This is a genomic window from Thermobacillus xylanilyticus (assembly GCF_907165215.1).
Taxonomy (GTDB): Bacteria; Bacillota; Bacilli; order Paenibacillales; family Paenibacillaceae; genus Thermobacillus; species Thermobacillus xylanilyticus.
Genome location: NZ_CAJRAY010000091.1, coordinates 1,767 through 17,413 on the forward strand (window position 1 = coordinate 1,767; position 15,647 = coordinate 17,413).

14 protein-coding genes are annotated in these 15,647 nt (G+C 61.3%); 12 read left to right on the forward strand and 2 right to left on the reverse strand.

Annotated features, from left to right (window positions below):
* The 4 genes from KJQ12_RS17070 to tnpA form a co-directional block, all read left to right on the forward strand.
* Positions 1-356, forward strand: a 356-nt coding sequence (locus tag KJQ12_RS17070) for a His/Gly/Thr/Pro-type tRNA ligase C-terminal domain-containing protein (RefSeq protein WP_244860664.1), incomplete at its 5' end; no start/stop codon positions are given.
* A 57-nt stretch (positions 357-413) separates the two neighbouring features.
* Positions 414-2,237, forward strand: a complete 1,824-nt coding sequence (gene aspS, locus KJQ12_RS17075) for an aspartate--tRNA ligase (protein ID WP_213486341.1) — start codon at positions 414-416, stop codon at positions 2,235-2,237.
* Positions 2,238-2,255: 18 nt separating this feature from the next.
* A complete protein-coding gene (locus KJQ12_RS17080; protein WP_015255347.1) occupies positions 2,256-3,011 on the forward strand; it encodes a tRNA threonylcarbamoyladenosine dehydratase in 756 nt (251 codons plus the stop codon).
* Positions 3,012-3,194: 183 nt separating this feature from the next.
* On the forward strand, positions 3,195-3,665 hold the full coding sequence (tnpA, locus tag KJQ12_RS17085; protein ID WP_213486343.1) for an IS200/IS605 family transposase: 471 nt from the start codon (positions 3,195-3,197) through the stop codon (positions 3,663-3,665).
* Positions 3,666-3,836: 171 nt separating this feature from the next.
* Here the strand turns inward: tnpA and KJQ12_RS17090 are convergent, their stop codons facing one another.
* Positions 3,837-4,394: a GNAT family N-acetyltransferase gene (locus KJQ12_RS17090; protein WP_213486345.1), complete on the reverse strand. Its 558-nt coding sequence runs from the start codon at positions 4,392-4,394 to the stop codon at positions 3,837-3,839.
* 284 nt (positions 4,395-4,678) lie between these two features.
* On the opposite strand from KJQ12_RS17090, the gene KJQ12_RS17095 reads away from it, so the two are divergent.
* Positions 4,679-5,995 (forward strand): replication-associated recombination protein A, encoded by a 1,317-nt coding sequence (locus KJQ12_RS17095; RefSeq protein ID WP_213486348.1) that lies wholly within the window; start codon positions 4,679-4,681, stop codon positions 5,993-5,995.
* A gap of 237 nt (positions 5,996-6,232) precedes the next feature.
* The gene (locus KJQ12_RS17100) at positions 6,233-7,585 is read left to right on the forward strand and encodes a hemolysin family protein (protein WP_213486350.1); all 1,353 of its coding nucleotides are present in this window, start codon (positions 6,233-6,235) and stop codon (positions 7,583-7,585) included.
* Positions 7,586-7,675: 90 nt separating this feature from the next.
* Here KJQ12_RS17100 and mnmA read toward each other — a convergent pair whose 3' ends face one another.
* The gene (gene mnmA, locus KJQ12_RS17105) at positions 7,676-8,812 is read right to left on the reverse strand and encodes a tRNA 2-thiouridine(34) synthase MnmA (protein WP_425315988.1); all 1,137 of its coding nucleotides are present in this window, start codon (positions 8,810-8,812) and stop codon (positions 7,676-7,678) included.
* 165 nt (positions 8,813-8,977) lie between these two features.
* Between mnmA and cymR the strand changes: the two genes are divergently transcribed.
* From cymR to alaS, 6 genes are all read left to right on the forward strand, one after another.
* On the forward strand, positions 8,978-9,397 hold the full coding sequence (gene cymR / locus KJQ12_RS17110) for a cysteine metabolism transcriptional regulator CymR (RefSeq protein WP_213486352.1): 420 nt from the start codon (positions 8,978-8,980) through the stop codon (positions 9,395-9,397).
* Between the two features lie 45 nt (positions 9,398-9,442).
* Entirely contained in the window at positions 9,443-10,594 is a 1,152-nt protein-coding gene (locus KJQ12_RS17115) for a cysteine desulfurase family protein (RefSeq protein WP_213486355.1), read from the forward strand.
* Positions 10,595-10,610: 16 nt separating this feature from the next.
* Positions 10,611-11,144 carry a PRC-barrel domain-containing protein gene (locus KJQ12_RS17120; RefSeq protein WP_213486357.1) on the forward strand — a complete coding sequence of 178 codons (534 nt, stop codon included), beginning with the start codon at positions 10,611-10,613 and terminating at the stop codon, positions 11,142-11,144.
* 17 nt (positions 11,145-11,161) lie between these two features.
* Positions 11,162-11,362, forward strand: coding sequence for a hypothetical protein (locus KJQ12_RS17125; protein WP_015255339.1), 201 nt, complete (start codon positions 11,162-11,164; stop codon positions 11,360-11,362).
* Positions 11,363-11,589: 227 nt separating this feature from the next.
* The gene (locus KJQ12_RS17130; RefSeq protein ID WP_213486360.1) at positions 11,590-12,660 is read left to right on the forward strand and encodes an AI-2E family transporter; all 1,071 of its coding nucleotides are present in this window, start codon (positions 11,590-11,592) and stop codon (positions 12,658-12,660) included.
* 350 nt (positions 12,661-13,010) lie between these two features.
* Positions 13,011-15,641 (forward strand): alanine--tRNA ligase, encoded by a 2,631-nt coding sequence (gene alaS / locus KJQ12_RS17135; RefSeq protein WP_213486362.1) that lies wholly within the window; start codon positions 13,011-13,013, stop codon positions 15,639-15,641.
* The last annotated feature ends 6 nt before the right edge of the window (positions 15,642-15,647 follow it).

The window sequence follows — 15,647 nt, forward strand, 5'->3', positions numbered from 1 at the left end:
GCGTCGGCCTCGGCATCGGGCTCGAGCGGACCGTGCTGCTGCTCGAGCAGCAGCAGGAAGCGGCCGGCGAGACGATCGACGTCTATCTCATCGGGCTCGGCGATGCGGCGGAGCGGGAGACGGTCCGGCTGCTGCACGCGCTGCGCCAGGCGGGGCTCAAGGCGGAGCGCGACTACGCCGGCCGCAAGATGAAGGCGCAGCTCAAGGCGGCGGACCGGCTGAACGCCCGGTACGCGGCCATTCTCGGCGACGACGAGCTGGCGCGCGGCGAGATCGCGCTGAAAGCGATGGCGACCGGCGAGCAGCGGTTCGTGAAGCTGGACGAGCTGGCGTCCGCCGTGCGCGAAGCATTGTAATTCCGACCGTCGCAAGACGGGTTAAACCATCAAACCATGCAAAGGGAGTCGAAGAAAATGACGCTCAGAACCCATGAATGCGGCACGCTGACGAAAGCGGACGTTGGCAAAGAGGTGACGCTCAGCGGCTGGGTGCAGCGCTACCGCGACCTCGGCGGCGTCCTGTTCATCGACCTGCGCGACCGGACCGGCATCGTGCAGATCGTGTTCAATCCCGCCTTCTCGCAGGAAGCGCATGCGATCGCCGACCGCGTGCGCAGCGAGTATGTGCTCAACGTGCGGGGCGAAGTGGTGCACCGCGATCCGGAGACGTACAACCCGAACATTCCGACGGGCGAGATCGAGGTGCGCGTGAAGCACATCGAAATTCTGAACCCGGCGAAGACGCCGCCGTTTCCGATCGAGGACGGCATTGACGTCGACGAGTCGGTGCGGCTGAAATACCGCTACCTCGACCTGCGCCGGCCGGAAATGCAGCGGACGCTGATGCTGCGCTCGAAGGCGGCCAAGGTGTTCCGCGATTACCTCGACGCCAACGGATTCATCGAGATCGAAACGCCGATTCTGACGAAGAGCACGCCGGAAGGGGCGCGCGACTATCTCGTGCCGAGCCGGCTGCATCCGGAAGAATTCTACGCGCTGCCGCAGTCGCCGCAGATCTATAAGCAGCTCCTGATGGTCGGCGGGCTTGAGCGGTATTATCAAATCGCCCGCTGCTTCCGCGACGAGGACCTGCGTGCGGACCGGCAGCCGGAGTTCACCCAGGTCGACATCGAGACGTCGTTCCTGTCGCGCGATGAGCTGCTCGATCTGATGGAAGAGCTGGTCGTCAAGCTGTTCAAGGAGACGATCGGCGTCGATATTCCGCGTCCGTTCCAACGCCTCTCCTACCAGGAAGCGATGGACAAATACGGTTCCGACAAGCCGGATCTCCGGTTCGGCCTTGAAATGGTCGACATCACGGACATTGTGAGCGGCAGCGACGTGAAAGTGTTCGCTTCGGTGGCCGCGTCGGGCGGCGTCGTCAAGGCGCTGAACGCGAAAGGCTGCGCGAACTGGAGCCGCAAGGAGCTCGACGATCTGCAGCCGTTCGCGGCCCGCTACGGCGGCAAAGGGCTGGCCTGGGTGACGGTGAAGGAAGGCGAATGGCGCGGTCCGATCGTGAAATTTTTCAAACCGGAAGAAATCGCGGCGCTTACGGAGCGGCTCGGCGTGGAAGAAGGCGACCTGCTCCTGTTCTCCGCCGACAAGAAGAAGGTTGTCGCCGACGTGCTCGGCAATCTGCGCCTGATGGTCGGCAAACGGCTCGGCCTGATCGACGAGTCCGCTTTCAAGTTCGCCTGGATCGTCGACTTCCCGCTGCTCTCGTGGGACGAGGAAGCGAAGCGGTATGTGGCGCTGCACCATCCGTTCACGCGGCCGAAGGACGAGGATCTGCCGCTGTTCGACAGCGATCCCGGTGCAATCCGCGCGCAAGCCTACGATCTCGTGCTAAACGGCTATGAAGTCGGCGGCGGTTCGATGCGGATCTACAAGCGGGAAGTGCAGGAGAAAATGTTCAAGGCGCTCGGCTTCACGATGGAGGAGGCGCGCGAGAAGTTCGGCTTCCTGCTTGACGCGTTCGAATACGGCACCCCGCCGCACGGCGGCATCGCCTTCGGCCTCGACCGGCTGGTCATGCTGCTGGCGGGCCGGACGAACCTGCGCGAGACGATCGCGTTCCCGAAGACGGCGAACGCGTCCGATCCGATGATGGATGCGCCGTCGCGCGTCGAGCGCGAGCAGCTCGCGGAGCTGCACATCCGCACGGTGCCGAAGCCGGGCGCGAAGCCGCAGCAGCAATCGCAGCAGCAGGAAGCGCTGCAGCCGCAGGCCGAGTAAGGGAGGACGCCGCAGAATATGCTTCACCAATTTTCCCGCACCGAACTGGCTATCGGACCGGAAGGGCTCGAGGTGATGAAGCGGAGCACGGTCGCCGTGCTCGGCATCGGCGGCGTCGGATCGATCGCTGCCGAGGCGCTGGCCCGCACGGGTGTCGGCCGGGTCATCATGATTGACAAGGACGTCGTCGACATCACGAACGTGAACCGTCAGGTGCATGCCCTGACGACAACGATCGGGCAGCCGAAGGCCGAGCTGATGCGCGACCGGATCAAGCAGATCAATCCGGAGTGCGACGCGATTGCGCTGCGGATGTTCTACACGGAAGAGACGAGCGAGGAACTGTTCAAGTACGATCTCGATTACGTGCTGGACTGCTCGGACACGATCACCTACAAGATCCTGCTGATCAAGGAGTGCCTGAAGCGGAACATTCCGATCATCTCGAGCATGGGCGCGGCGAACCGGATGGATCCGACGAAGTTCCAGGTTGCGGACATCTCGAAAACCCACATGGACCCGATGGCGCGGGTCATCCGCACGAAACTGCGGGAAGCCGGCATCCGCAAAGGCGTCAAGGTCGTCTTCTCGACCGAGCCGCCGATCAAGCCGCGCCGCGACGTGACGGAGAAGATTGTCCCGGAGAACGCGCCGAACATCCGCAAGGCGCAGCAGCCGCCGGCGAGCAATGCCTTCGTTCCGCCGGTTGCCGGACTCATCATGGTCAGCGTCGCCGTGCGCGACCTGCTCGCCGCCGGCGGCGTGCGGGTCTAGAATCATAAAAACCAATCGGCCGCCCGGCTTACGCGCCGGCGGCCGATCTTTTTGTAAACGAAAACCCCCAGTTCGACTGGGGGTTCAGGAAAGCTTAGAGCTATGAGTGGCCATCCCTTGAACTTCAATGATAACATGGAAGCTGGTCTGCCAACCGCTACCATATATCTAGGAGGACAAGGGATGGACAAAAGCAGTCTAGCACACAACAAATGGAACTGTAAATATCATATCGTATTTGCCCCAAAGTACCGTAGACAGGTGATCTATGGGAAATTAAAGAGGGAGATCGGAAAGATTCTTCGAGAGTTGTGTGAACGAATAGGTGTGGAGATCATCGAAGCAGAAGCATGCCCGGATCATATTCACATGCTGGTGAGCATTCCGCCCAAGCTCAGTGTGTCCGAATTTATGGGGTATTTAAAGGGAAAAAGTTCCCTCATGATCTTCGATAAATTCGCAAACATGAAGTACCGGTATGGAAACCGGCAATTTTGGTGCAGAGGGTACTATGTGGATACCGTGGGCCGTAACAAAAAGGTGATTGAGGAATACATTCGCAATCAGCTAACAGAGGATAAGAACTACGAACAACTCACGATGAAAGAACTCTTTGACCCGTTTACGGGTGAGTCGGTAAAAAAGGGCAAATAAAAGAGCCCCTTTAGGGGCTGCCTGAGATGATACGCGGTTGGCAGACTTTCAATGCGCCTTTGAGGCGCTTGCTTGCACCATGCCCTTATAGGGCTGATGGAAGCCACCGGCTAAGCCGGTGGTTATGACTGCCTGCGATGTCAAATTCCCTCCTTCGCTTCGGCAATCAGCTCAACAGGCGCCGCCCACGGCGGTCAGCACCGGCGGCAGCTTGATGTTGTACTTTTCCGGATGCGCCACCACATCCCGCACGTCCATGACGACGGGGATGACATCATCGCCTTTGTAGAACGTTTTCGGTCCGAGCTGAGTCATCGGGGGATGGTACAAAATCTTGATCGCGCGGCAGAACAGCGGCTCGAGCAGGGTGACGAACCAGCGAATGCCGTGCTCCCTGGCGACCAGGACGGCGGCCGCCACCAGATCATCGACATATTTGCCGCGGTGTTCCGGAAGCACCGCGTATTTGTCGATCTCCGCCACCTTCCGGCGATCGCTGACAAGTTCCGGCATCCGGCTCATGTCCGCGACCGTTTCGAAGGCACTGACTCCCGGCAGGAACGGCTTGAATTCGGCGGTGCCGACGGGCTGGCCTTCGGGTGTCAGGACGAGCCAACGCTCCAGCACGGACGGCGAAAATTCGAAATCATATCCCTTCTCTCGCCATGCGGTCATCCAGATGAAGTTGTAGTACGCCAGATCCTGTTCCGTCGTGACGCGCTTGAGCATACGGTCCTCCCCTTTCATTTCTTTGTAAGCCATTAATTGACTGAATTTACTTTCAACGACATTCTATCAAATCCGTCCAGCGTACCAAATCAAACCATAAGCCTATTTCCCTTGGTTCAAGAGGACGAGGATAAATCGAAATTCGCCGTCGAACATTGTCAATGACTGTAAGAAAAATTGTTTGTCGACATTCTCGGACGGGAAAAATGACCCGCGGGCGGCAAGGTGGCGAACACATGTGCGAATATGCTATCATCAACGTAAGCGAGGGTGGGATGACGGACATGGATTTGTTCACCTATCAAGACGAACAAACGCCCCGCGCCCGGCTGCTTGCGGACCGGATGCGTCCCGAGACGCTGGACGATTATGTCGGGCAAGAACATATTCTCGGTCCCGGCAAGCTGCTGCGCAGGGCGATCGAGGCTGACCAGGTGACGTCGATTCTGCTGTACGGCCCGCCGGGCTGCGGCAAAACGACGCTCGCCCATATCATTTCGAAGCGGACGCAGGGCGAGTTCGTCCGGCTGAACGCCGTGGACGCGTCGGTCAAGGACGTGCGGGACGTCATCGACCGGGCGCGGGAGCTGAAGGCGCTGTACGGGAAGAAGACGATCCTGTTCCTCGACGAGGTGCACCGGTTCAACACGGCTCGTCAGGACGCGCTCTTGCCCGCGGTGGAGCAGGGCATCATCGTGTTCATCGGCGCAACGACCGAGAATCCGTTTCACCATGTGAACGGCGCGCTGCTCTCGCGTTCGACGCTGTTCCGCCTTGAACCGCTGACGACGGAGCATGTGATGACGGCGCTGCGCCGCGCGCTGGCCGACCGCGAGCGCGGGCTCGGCTTCATGAAGCTTCAGGTCGACGATGAAGCGCTGGAGCATATCGCGCGGACGGCCGGAGGCGACATCCGGCGGGCGCTCAATGCGCTCGAACTGGCGGCGGTTACAACTTCGTCCCGGCCGGACGGCACCGTGCACATCACGCTCGAGGTGGCGGAAGAATCGATCCGCCAGCCGACGGTGAAGGCGGATCCTTCGACGCAGTACGATGTGCTCTCGGCGTTCCACAAAAGCATCCGCGGTTCGAGCGATGCCGCCTTGTTCTGGTTCCTGTACGCGGTGGAGAAGCTCGGCATGGATCCGATGGTGTTTCTCCGCCGGCTGATTGTGGCGTGCAGCGAGGACATCGGCCTGGCCAATCCGCAGGCGATGGTGCAGGCGGTGACGGCGATGGACGCCTACCACAAGATCGGCTGGCCGGAGGCGAAGTACAACATTGCGCAAGCGATTCTGTTCGCGGTCGAAAGTCCGAAGTCGAACGCAACCGCTGCAGCCATCAGCCGCGTCATGAACGCGATCGAATCGGCCGGAACGATGGAGGTGCCGCTGCACTTGCGCGACGCGCACTACAAGGGAGCGGAGAAACTCGGACACGTCGGCTACAAATATCCGCACGACTACCCGGGGCATTATGTCGAGCAGCAGTATCTGCCTGACCGGCTCGACGGCAAAATTTTCTATGAGGCGACAACCCAGGGTATGGAGGAAAAAATACACATCAACCAGCAGAAAAGGCGCAAATCGGGCAGATCGTGACTTCACGGCGGAAAATGGTCAATTCCGCCCGGCAAAGGTTCATAAAGGTCAACCTTAATCGAATAAGGATAACTAAAGCGCGGTCGCAGACATTTGACGCGCGGGGGCAATATGGCATAAACTTTTGATATAAGCATTCTTTATAAATAGGCTGTCGCAGGACGCCATCATTTTTCAGAGGAGGTGCACCTGTCCCGCACGGCTTCCGCCCGGCGGAACGGCGGGATCAGGGAATCGGTGGGCAGTGACCCGTTACCCATATGGCTAAGTCTTTTGCTGGTCGTATTCCTGGTGTTCATGAACGGATTCTTCGTGGCGGCGGAATTCGCGATGGTGAAAGTCCGCGGCAGCAGGATCGACACGCTCGTGCAGGAAGGACACAAGCGCGCCAAGCTGGCCGAGAATTTGACCAGTAATCTGGACGCATATTTGTCCGCGTGCCAGCTCGGGATTACGCTTGCGTCGCTGGGGCTCGGCTGGATCGGCGAGCCGGCGGTGGCCGATCTGCTGGAGCCGGTGCTGCACGCTGCGGGCGTTGAGAACGACGTCATCTTGCATACGATTTCATTCGCGATCGCGTTCTCGATCATCACGTTCCTGCATATCGTGCTGGGCGAACTGGCGCCGAAGACGCTGGCCATCCGCAAGGCGGAGGGCGTCACGCTGTGGGCGGCGGGGCCGATGATCGCGTTCCACAAGCTGATGTACCCGTTCATCTGGTTCCTGAACGGCACCGCGAACCGCATGCTGCGCCTGATCGGCATCGCCCCGGCGTCGGAGCACGAGTCGGCGCACACGGAGGAAGAGATCCGGATTCTGATGAAGGAGTCCCACAAGAGCGGTCTGATCGACAACACCGAACTGACGCTCGTGGACAACATCTTCGAATTCGCGGAGACGACGGCCCGGGAGATCATGATTCCGCGCACCGAAATGAACGTCCTGTACGCGAACCTGTCGTTCGAGGAGAACAAGGCGATCGCGCTGCAGGAAATGCACACCCGGTATCCGGTCTGCGAGAACGACAAGGACAACATCATCGGTTTTGTCCACATCAAGGACATCCTGCGGGCTGACGGGAAGAAGCCGCAGAGCATCCTGGAGATACTGCGTCCGATTACGACCGTGCCGGAATCGATGCAGATCAGCCATTTGCTCAAATTGATGCAGAAGAAGAAGACGCAGATCGCGATTCTGATTGACGAGTACGGCGGAACGTCGGGACTTGTCACGCTTGAGGACATCATGGAAGAGATCGTCGGCGAGATTCAGGACGAGTTCGACGAGGAGCGGCCGGACATCGAGCGCAAGGACGAGACGACGTACTCGATCAACGGGCTTCTGCTCATCGAGGAAGTGAACAGCTTCTTCAACCTCGACATTGAGTCCGACGACTACGATACGATCGGCGGATGGATCTATTCGCAGATCGAGATTCCGCCGAAGCGCGGCCAAGGCGTATTCTACAAGGATACGCACAAGTTCGTGATCGAAGAGACGGATCATCTGCGCATCTCGCGCATCACCGTCCGGATCATCCGGGACAACGAGAACAGCGAGGGACTGCTGACGGCCGAGAAGACGGGCTGATGCGGCTCCCTCGTCAACGAGGAAACCTCCGGGACTGCGCCGCTGGCGCATGACCGGAGGTTTCGGTGCTTTGCGGATGGTCTCCGCGGATTATCGGACGGCGCCCGGGGCCAAAGCCGCCGGATCGTTCTTGTGCACGCGCTCGATCGTGCCGCCGCCGAGGCATTCGTCGCCGTCGTAGAAGACGACGGCCTGGCCGGGCGTGACCGCGCGCTGCGGCGAGTCGAAGACGACTTCGGCAGTGCCGTCCTCGTGCAGCGTCACCGTGACGCCCTGGTCCGGCTGGCGGTAGCGGAATTTCGCCGTGCAGCGGAACGGTCCCTCCGGCTTGTGCGGCGGAATCCAGTTCACGCCGCTCGCCGTCAGCCCGTTCGAGTACAGGGCGGGGTGACGGTCGCCCTGCACGACGAGCAGCTCGTTGCGCTCCAGATCCTTGTCCGCGACGAACCAGGGCTCGCCCGTGCCCGTGCCGCCGATGCCGAGTCCCTGCCGCTGGCCGAGCGTGTAGTACATCAGGCCGTCATGCCGGCCCATGACCTTGCCGGTCGTCAGATCGACGATGTTGCCCGGCCGGGCGGGCAGATAGTTGCTGAGGAACTCCCTGAAATTGCGCTCGCCGATGAAGCAGATGCCGGTGCTGTCCTTCTTGCCGGCCGTGGCCAGTCCGGCTTCCGCCGCAATGCGCCGCACTTCGGGCTTCTTCAGATGGCCGATCGGGAACATGGCCTTCCCGAGCTGCCGCTGGCTCAGCGCGTGGAGGAAGTAGGTCTGGTCCTTGTTCGGATCGGCGCCGCGCAGAAGGCGCACGCTTCCCCCGGCCCGGTCAATCTGCGCGTAGTGGCCCGTCGCCAGGAAGTCCGCGCCAAGCTCGAGCGCCTTCTCCAGAAACTCGCCGAATTTGATTTCGCGGTTGCACATGACGTCGGGATTCGGCGTCCGGCCGCGTTCGTATTCCGCGAGGAAATACGCGAATACTTTATCATAGTAAGGTTTCTCGAAATTGACCGTGTACATCGGAATGCCGATCTGGCTGCAGACGCGCCGCACGTCTTCCGCGTCCTCGTCCGCCGTGCAGCGGCCGAATTCGTCCGTGTCGTCCCAGTTTTTCATGAACACGCCGACGACGTCGTACCCCTGCTGCTTGAGCAGCAGCGCGGCGACGGACGAGTCGACGCCGCCCGACATGCCGACGACGACGCGCGTCTTGGATGGATCTTTCGTCATCATTTGTATCACCGCCTGTTTGCACATTGTAACACAAATGCGAAAATATTTTCACCGTTCCGGCAGCAATCTGGAACACAATCCGACCGAATTGTGATACCATATGGTGATGATAGGAATACCGCGAATTGATTTTGGGACAGAATGGTAAAGCGGGGTGCCAAAACAGTGAAAATTTCGACGAAAGGCCGCTACGGTCTGACGATCATGATGGAACTTGCAGCAAAATACGGCGAAGGGCCTCAGTCTTTGAAGAGCATTGCCGAACGCAACAGCTTGTCCGAACATTATCTGGAGCAGCTCGTCGCGCCGCTGCGCAACGCCGGTCTCGTCAAGAGCATTCGCGGCGCTTACGGCGGTTACGTGTTGTCGAAGGAACCGGAGCAGATCACGTCCGGAGACGTCATCCGCATTCTGGAAGGGCCGATCTCGCCCGTTGACTTCACGGAAGAAGACGATCCGGCAAAGCGGGACCTATGGCTCCGCATCCGCGATGCGATCGCGAATGTGCTGGACTCCACGACGCTGGCCGATCTGATCGCGTATCAGGGCGAACGCGAACAGGACAGCTACATGTTCTACATTTGATTCGCTCAGGGCGCATCACCGGAACAGGAAACGGAGCTTGACGGAATGAAAGGCATCTATCTGGACCACGCCGCATCCGCGCCGCTGCTGCCCGAGGTGGCCGAGGCCATGCTGGACGTCATGCGCGACGGACCGGGGAATCCTTCGAGTCTGCACGCATTCGGGCGCGCCGCGCGGGCGCGGCTGACCGATGCACGGGACCGCATCGCCGCGAAGCTGAACTGCAAGCCGTCAGAAATCGTCTTTACTTCAGGGGGGACCGAGAGCGACAACGCCGCGGTCATCGGCGCTTCGCGCGCGCTCAGGCGCCGGGGGAAGACGCATATCGTCGTATCGGCGATCGAGCACCACGCCGTCCTCCACGCGGCGGATGCGCTCGAGCGCGAAGGATTCGCCGTGACGCGCGTTCTGCCGGATTCGACCGGCTACATCGATCCGGCGGCGGTGGAAGAGGCGCTCCGGCCGGAGACGGGGCTCGTCAGCGTCATGTGGGCGAACAACGAAGTCGGCACGATCCAGCCGATCCATCAGATCGGCGGGCGCCTCAAGGAACGCGGCATCGTCTTCCATGTCGACGCCGTGCAGGCGCTCGGCGCGGTGCCGATCGACCTTCAGGAGACGCCGGCCGGCCTCGTCAGCTTCTCGGCGCACAAGCTGGGCGGCCCGCAAGGGATCGGCGCCCTCTACATCGCCGCCGGTACGCCGTTTGAATCGCTGATCCACGGCGGTTCCCAGGAGCGGAAGCGCCGGGCCGGCACCGAGAACGTGGCCGCCGCCTGGGGATTCGCGCGCGCGGTCGAGCTGGCGGTCGAACGGATGGATCAGAAATCCCGGCGCCTGGCGGCGCTCCGGGACCGGCTCGAAGCGCTCCTGATCGGCAAGCTCGGCCCTGCGGGCGCCATCGTGAACGGCCGCATCGGAAGCCGGCTGCCGCATGTGACGAACATCAGCTTCGTCGGCGCGGATACGGAGACGCTGCTCATGGCGCTCGACCTCGAAGGCATCGCCGCGGCCAGCGGCTCCGCCTGCTCTTCAGGATCGCTCGAGCGGTCGCATGTGCTGAAAGCGATGGGGCTGCCGGAAGAGCGCCTGAAGTCGGCCGTGCGTTTCAGCTTCGGCCCTTCGAACACGATGGAAGAAATCGAGACAGCCGCAGAAAAAATTGCAACCATAGCAGATCGCCTGCGTAATAAATGAAAGGGGCGCAATCCCCGTGCTAAGCGCGCAGCGTTTGATCGGTCTGCCGGTCATTGACGAGAAGACCGGCCATCGGACGGGCAAGGTGCTCGATCTGTGGTTTGACGAGCACTGGTCGCTCCGCGGATTTCTTCTGAAAGCCAGACGGTGGTGGTTCAAAAGGTATTACGACGCCGCGCTCTGGGAGAGCGTCACGGCCTGCGGCAGCGACGCGATCCTCATCTCGGACAAAAGCGCCGTCAAACGGCTGGAAGCGGCCGAGATCGGCCGAACGTTCCATACCGGGCAGATCCGGCTGAAAGATCTTCCGGTCATCACCGATGAAGGCAGGCAGCTCGGACGCGTATCGGATGTTTATTTTCAAGGATTTCAGGGTACACCAATTACAGGCTTTGAATTGACGGACGGCTTTGTCTCGGATCTGATCGAAGGGCGCAAGCGGCTCAAGATTCCCGCGGACCCCGAATTGTTGAAACTCGGGGAGAACGCGATACTCGTCCCCGCCCGATGCGAACATGACCTGGAGGCCTTCGTCACGGAATCGGGATAGCAGGGAGCAATGCAAGTATGAGATGTCCAAATTGCAATTCCAAAGACATCGGGAAGATCGGTTCGCACCAGTACTACTGCTGGGGATGCTTCATCGAACTGACGGTCAACGGCGACAAAATGTCGGTATTCCAGGTGGAAGAAGACGGCACGCTCAGTTCGCTCGATGACCTGTTCTTCGATGAACCGACGGTCGAGCAGCAGATGCACGCCAATTGAAGTGCCGGCTTCACAAGCCGGCGGCAGGACGAGGCGGTCCGCGCAAGATGCGGGCCGCCTTGCTGTTTTGTGCGATGAGGGAGGCTGCCGGTCTGCCTGATCCGCCTGCGCTGTCCCGATCCGGACAAACCGCCCGCGGACAAGGAGGATGAATGTCCCACCCGCTACATATAATGTACTGTGTCTTGCGGTGGGCCCGTCCCCGCGGCGGGAAGGAGGTGGCCGGAATGAATCCATGGGCGGCCAGCCGGCTGTTCAGAGGGCTCGTCTATACGATCCTCATATTGGCCGTTCTGCTGCTGCTCCAGCAGCTCAAGCCCGTGCTGCTTCAGGTTTACGGATTTCTGAAGGCGGTTCTTGCGCCGTTCATCATCGCGATGATCATCTCTTACGTGCTCAATCCGGTCGTTACGCTGCTTGCCGAGCGGCGGGTGCCGCGTTCGGTTGCGGTGCTGCTCATCTATGCGGTGTTCGCCGCGGCGGTGACGGTCATTCTGCTCAACGCGATTCCGATGATCGCCGAGCAGGTCGAGCAGTTGAACCGGCACGCGCCCGAACTGACGATGCGGGCCCAGAATCTGATGGACCAGCTGAACAACCATTCGTTCCTGCCGGAGAGCGTGCGCAATGCGATCAACAAGTCGCTGATCGACCTCGAGAAAAGGATGGCCGAGGCGGCGCTGTCGTTCATGAACAACATCGGGTCGATGCTGAACGCCGTTTTCGTCGCGTTCATCATCCCGTTCCTCGCGTTCTACATTTTGAAAGATCTCGACGCGTTCGAGCGCGCGATCATCAATTACGTGCCGCGTTCGCGGCGGCAGGGGCTCATCCGGCTGTTCAAGGACATCGACGAGGCGCTCGGCAACTACATCCGCGGCCAGTTCATCGTCTGCGCGATCGTCGGCCTGCTGGCCTATACCGGCTACTGGCTGATCGGGCTGCCGTATCCGCTGCTGCTCGCCACATTCGTCGCGGTCACGAACGTGATTCCGTATCTCGGCCCGTTCATCGGGGCGGCGCCCGCGCTGCTGGTCGCCTCGACCGTATCGCTGAAAATGGTGCTCTTCACCGTGCTTGTCAACACGCTCTGCCAGATCATCGAGGGCAACGTCATTTCACCGCAGGTCGTCGGGCGTTCGCTGCACATGCATCCGCTCACGATTATCTTCGCGCTGCTCGCCGGCGGCGAGATCGCGGGGCTCATCGGCATGATTCTGGCCGTGCCGGCATTCGCCGCGGCGAAGGTCGTCCTGCAGCATCTGTTCGCCTATTACATCCGCAGGAAAACGATTTGACACAACGCGCGCGGCAATACTATAATACGTTGGGAATATGCCTATATCGGACAAAACCAGGATGAAACAGGAGTAAGCCGTGACCGGCCGGACAGAGAGGGAGCCCCGCGCGAAAGTCGAAAGGCGCGGCTGGAAGGGCCCCGGGCATCAGGGCGGCCGAAGCTCGTTTCGGAGTGCGGAGGGAAAATCCGCCGGCAGGACCCGTTATCGTCCGGCGAGGCGACCGGTGTGCCCGCGGGAAGGGAGCCGGTAACCAGGGTGGTACCGCGAATCATGAATTCGTCCCTGCTTGATGCAAGGACGTTTTTTATTATCTTGAGAAACCGAAAGACGGAGGCGTAACGACAGTCATGAAAGCCAGTGAAATCCGTTCGAAATGGCTTGCGTTCTTCGCAAGCAAAGGCCACGCGATCGAGCCGAGCGCGTCGCTCGTGCCGCACAACGATCCTTCCCTGCTCTGGATCAACGCGGGGATGGCGCCGCTCAAGCCTTACTTCGACGGCCGCGTGAAGCCGGCCAACCCGCGCATCGCGAACGCGCAGAAATGCATCCGCACGAACGACATCGAGAACGTCGGCAAGACGCGGCGGCACCACACCTTTTTCGAAATGCTGGGCAACTTCTCGATCGGCGACTACTTCAAGGAAGAAGCGATCACCTGGGCGTGGGAATTCCTGACGAGCCCCGAGTGGATCGGCTTCGAACCGGACAGGCTGTCGGTGACCGTCCACCCGGAGGACACGGAAGCGTTTGAGCTGTGGAACAAGAAGATCGGCATTCCGGCGGAACGCATCTACAAGACGGAGGACAACTTCTGGGACATCGGCGAAGGGCCGTGCGGACCGTGTACGGAAATTTTCTACGACCGCGGGGAAAAATACGGCGACCTGTCCGATCCCGAGTGCTATCCGGGCGGGGAGAACGAGCGGTTCCTCGAAGTGTGGAACCTCGTGTTCTCGCAGTACAACCACAATCCGGACGGAAGCTACACGCCGCTGCCGAACAAGAACATCGACACCGGCGCGGGGCTTGAGCGGTTCGCGTCGATCCTGCAGGATGTCGACTCCAACTTCGACACCGACCTGTTCCGGCCGATCATCGACCGGACGTGCGAAATCGCCGGCGTCCGCTACCAGGAGCGGGAGGAAACGGACGTCGCGCTCAAGGTGATCGCCGACCATATCCGGACGGTCGTGTTCTCCGTCGGCGACGGCGTCCTGCCGTCCAACGAAGGACGGGGCTACGTTATCCGCCGGCTGCTCCGGCGCGCCGTCCGCTACGGCCGGAAGCTCGGCGTCGAGCGGCCGTTCCTGTATGAGCTGACAGCGGTCGTCGGCGACATCATGGGGTCGCACTACCCCGAAGTCGTCGAGAAGCGGGCGTTCATCGAGCGCGTCATCCGGACCGAGGAAGAGCGGTTCCACGAGACGCTCGAAGGCGGCCTCGCGAAGCTGGCCGAAGTCGCCGAAGCGGCGCGCGGACAAGGCGGCGTCATTTCGGGCGAGGATGCGTTCAAGCTGTATGACACGTTCGGTTTCCCGCTCGATCTGACGGAAGACTATGCGGCGGAGAACGGCCTCACCGTCGACCGCGAAGGATTCGAAGCCGCGATGGAACGGCAGCGGGAGCGGGCGCGCGCGGCGCGCCAGGAGACCGGCGGCATGCAGGTGCAGGGCGGACCGCTCGACGATTACGCCGAGCCGAGCGAATTCGTCGGTTATGACGCGGTCGCCGTGGAGGCGAAGGTGGCCGCGATCGTCGCAGACGGGCAAATGGTCGACCTGGCGGGCGAAGGCACCGAATGCCTCGTCATCCTCGACCGTACGCCGTTCTACGCGGAAAGCGGCGGCCAGGTGAGCGACCGGGGCGAAATCACGGGCAAACAGGTCCGCGCCGTGGTGCAGGACGTATCGAAGGCGCCGCGCGGCCAGCACGTTCACCACGTGAAGGTGCAAAGCGGTGTGCTGCGCGTCGGCGACGTCATCGAAGCGGCTGTCGCGAAGGCCGATCGCGAAGCGATCACGAAGAACCATACGGCGACGCACCTCCTGCACAAGGCGCTGAAGGAAGTGCTGGGCGGGCATGCGAACCAGGCCGGCTCGCTCGTCGAGGCGGATCGGCTGCGGTTCGACTTCACCCATTTCAGCGCGGTCACCCAGGAGGAACTGGACGACATCGAGCGCCGCGTCAACGAACAGATCTGGCTCGGCACGGACGTCGAGATTTCGTATCACGCGCTGGCCGAAGCGAAGGCGATGGGCGCGATGGCGCTGTTCGGCGAGAAATACGGCGAGATCGTGCGCGTCGTCAAGATCGGCGACTACAGCATCGAACTGTGCGGCGGCATCCACGTGCAGAATACGGCCCAGATCGGCCTGTTCAAGATCGTCTCGGAGAGCGGCATCGGCTCCGGCGTCCGCCGGATCGAAGCGGTGACGGGCCGGAAGGCGTACGAGTACATGGATCACCAGATCGCCGTGCTGCGCCAGTCGGCCGGGCTGCTTAAGGTCAGCGTCCAGGACGTGCCGAAGCGGATCGAGGGTCTGCAGGCGCAGATCAAGGACTTGTCGCGCGAGATCGAATCGCTGCAGGCGAAGCTCGGCCGGATCGAGGCAGGCTCGCTCGCGGGCGAGGCGCGCGAAGTGGGCGGCGTGAAGCTGATCGCGGCCCGGGTGAGCGCCGGCGGCATGGACGCGCTGCGCGGCATCGCCGACGAACTGAAGGCGAAGCTCGGCTCCGGCATCATCGTGCTGGGCGCGGAGCAGGACGGCAAGGTGAACTTCGTCATCGCCGTCTCGCCGGATCTGGTCGGTCAAGGGTTCCACGCCGGCAAGCTGATCAAGGAAGTGGCGGCGGTCTGCGGCGGCGGAGGCGGCGGCCGTCCGGATATGGCGCAGGCCGGCGGCAAGGATCCGTCGAAGCTTGACGAAGCGCTGAAGCGTGCGGAGGAACTGGTTCTGGCCCAAGCAAATGTGATATGATGGAAA

Coding starts and splice junctions, on each gene's coding strand:
- aspS (WP_213486341.1), top strand. CDS start 414: ATGACGCTCAGAACCCATGAATGCGGCACGCTGACGAAAGCGGACGTT.
- KJQ12_RS17080 (WP_015255347.1), top strand. CDS start 2,256: ATGCTTCACCAATTTTCCCGCACCGAACTGGCTATCGGACCGGAAGGG.
- tnpA (WP_213486343.1), top strand. CDS start 3,195: ATGGACAAAAGCAGTCTAGCACACAACAAATGGAACTGTAAATATCAT.
- KJQ12_RS17090 (WP_213486345.1), bottom strand. CDS start 4,394: ATGCTCAAGCGCGTCACGACGGAACAGGATCTGGCGTACTACAACTTC.
- KJQ12_RS17095 (WP_213486348.1), top strand. CDS start 4,679: ATGGATTTGTTCACCTATCAAGACGAACAAACGCCCCGCGCCCGGCTG.
- mnmA (WP_425315988.1), bottom strand. CDS start 8,812: ATGATGACGAAAGATCCATCCAAGACGCGCGTCGTCGTCGGCATGTCG.
- KJQ12_RS17115 (WP_213486355.1), top strand. CDS start 9,443: ATGAAAGGCATCTATCTGGACCACGCCGCATCCGCGCCGCTGCTGCCC.
- KJQ12_RS17125 (WP_015255339.1), top strand. CDS start 11,162: ATGAGATGTCCAAATTGCAATTCCAAAGACATCGGGAAGATCGGTTCG.
- KJQ12_RS17130 (WP_213486360.1), top strand. CDS start 11,590: ATGAATCCATGGGCGGCCAGCCGGCTGTTCAGAGGGCTCGTCTATACG.
- alaS (WP_213486362.1), top strand. CDS start 13,011: ATGAAAGCCAGTGAAATCCGTTCGAAATGGCTTGCGTTCTTCGCAAGC.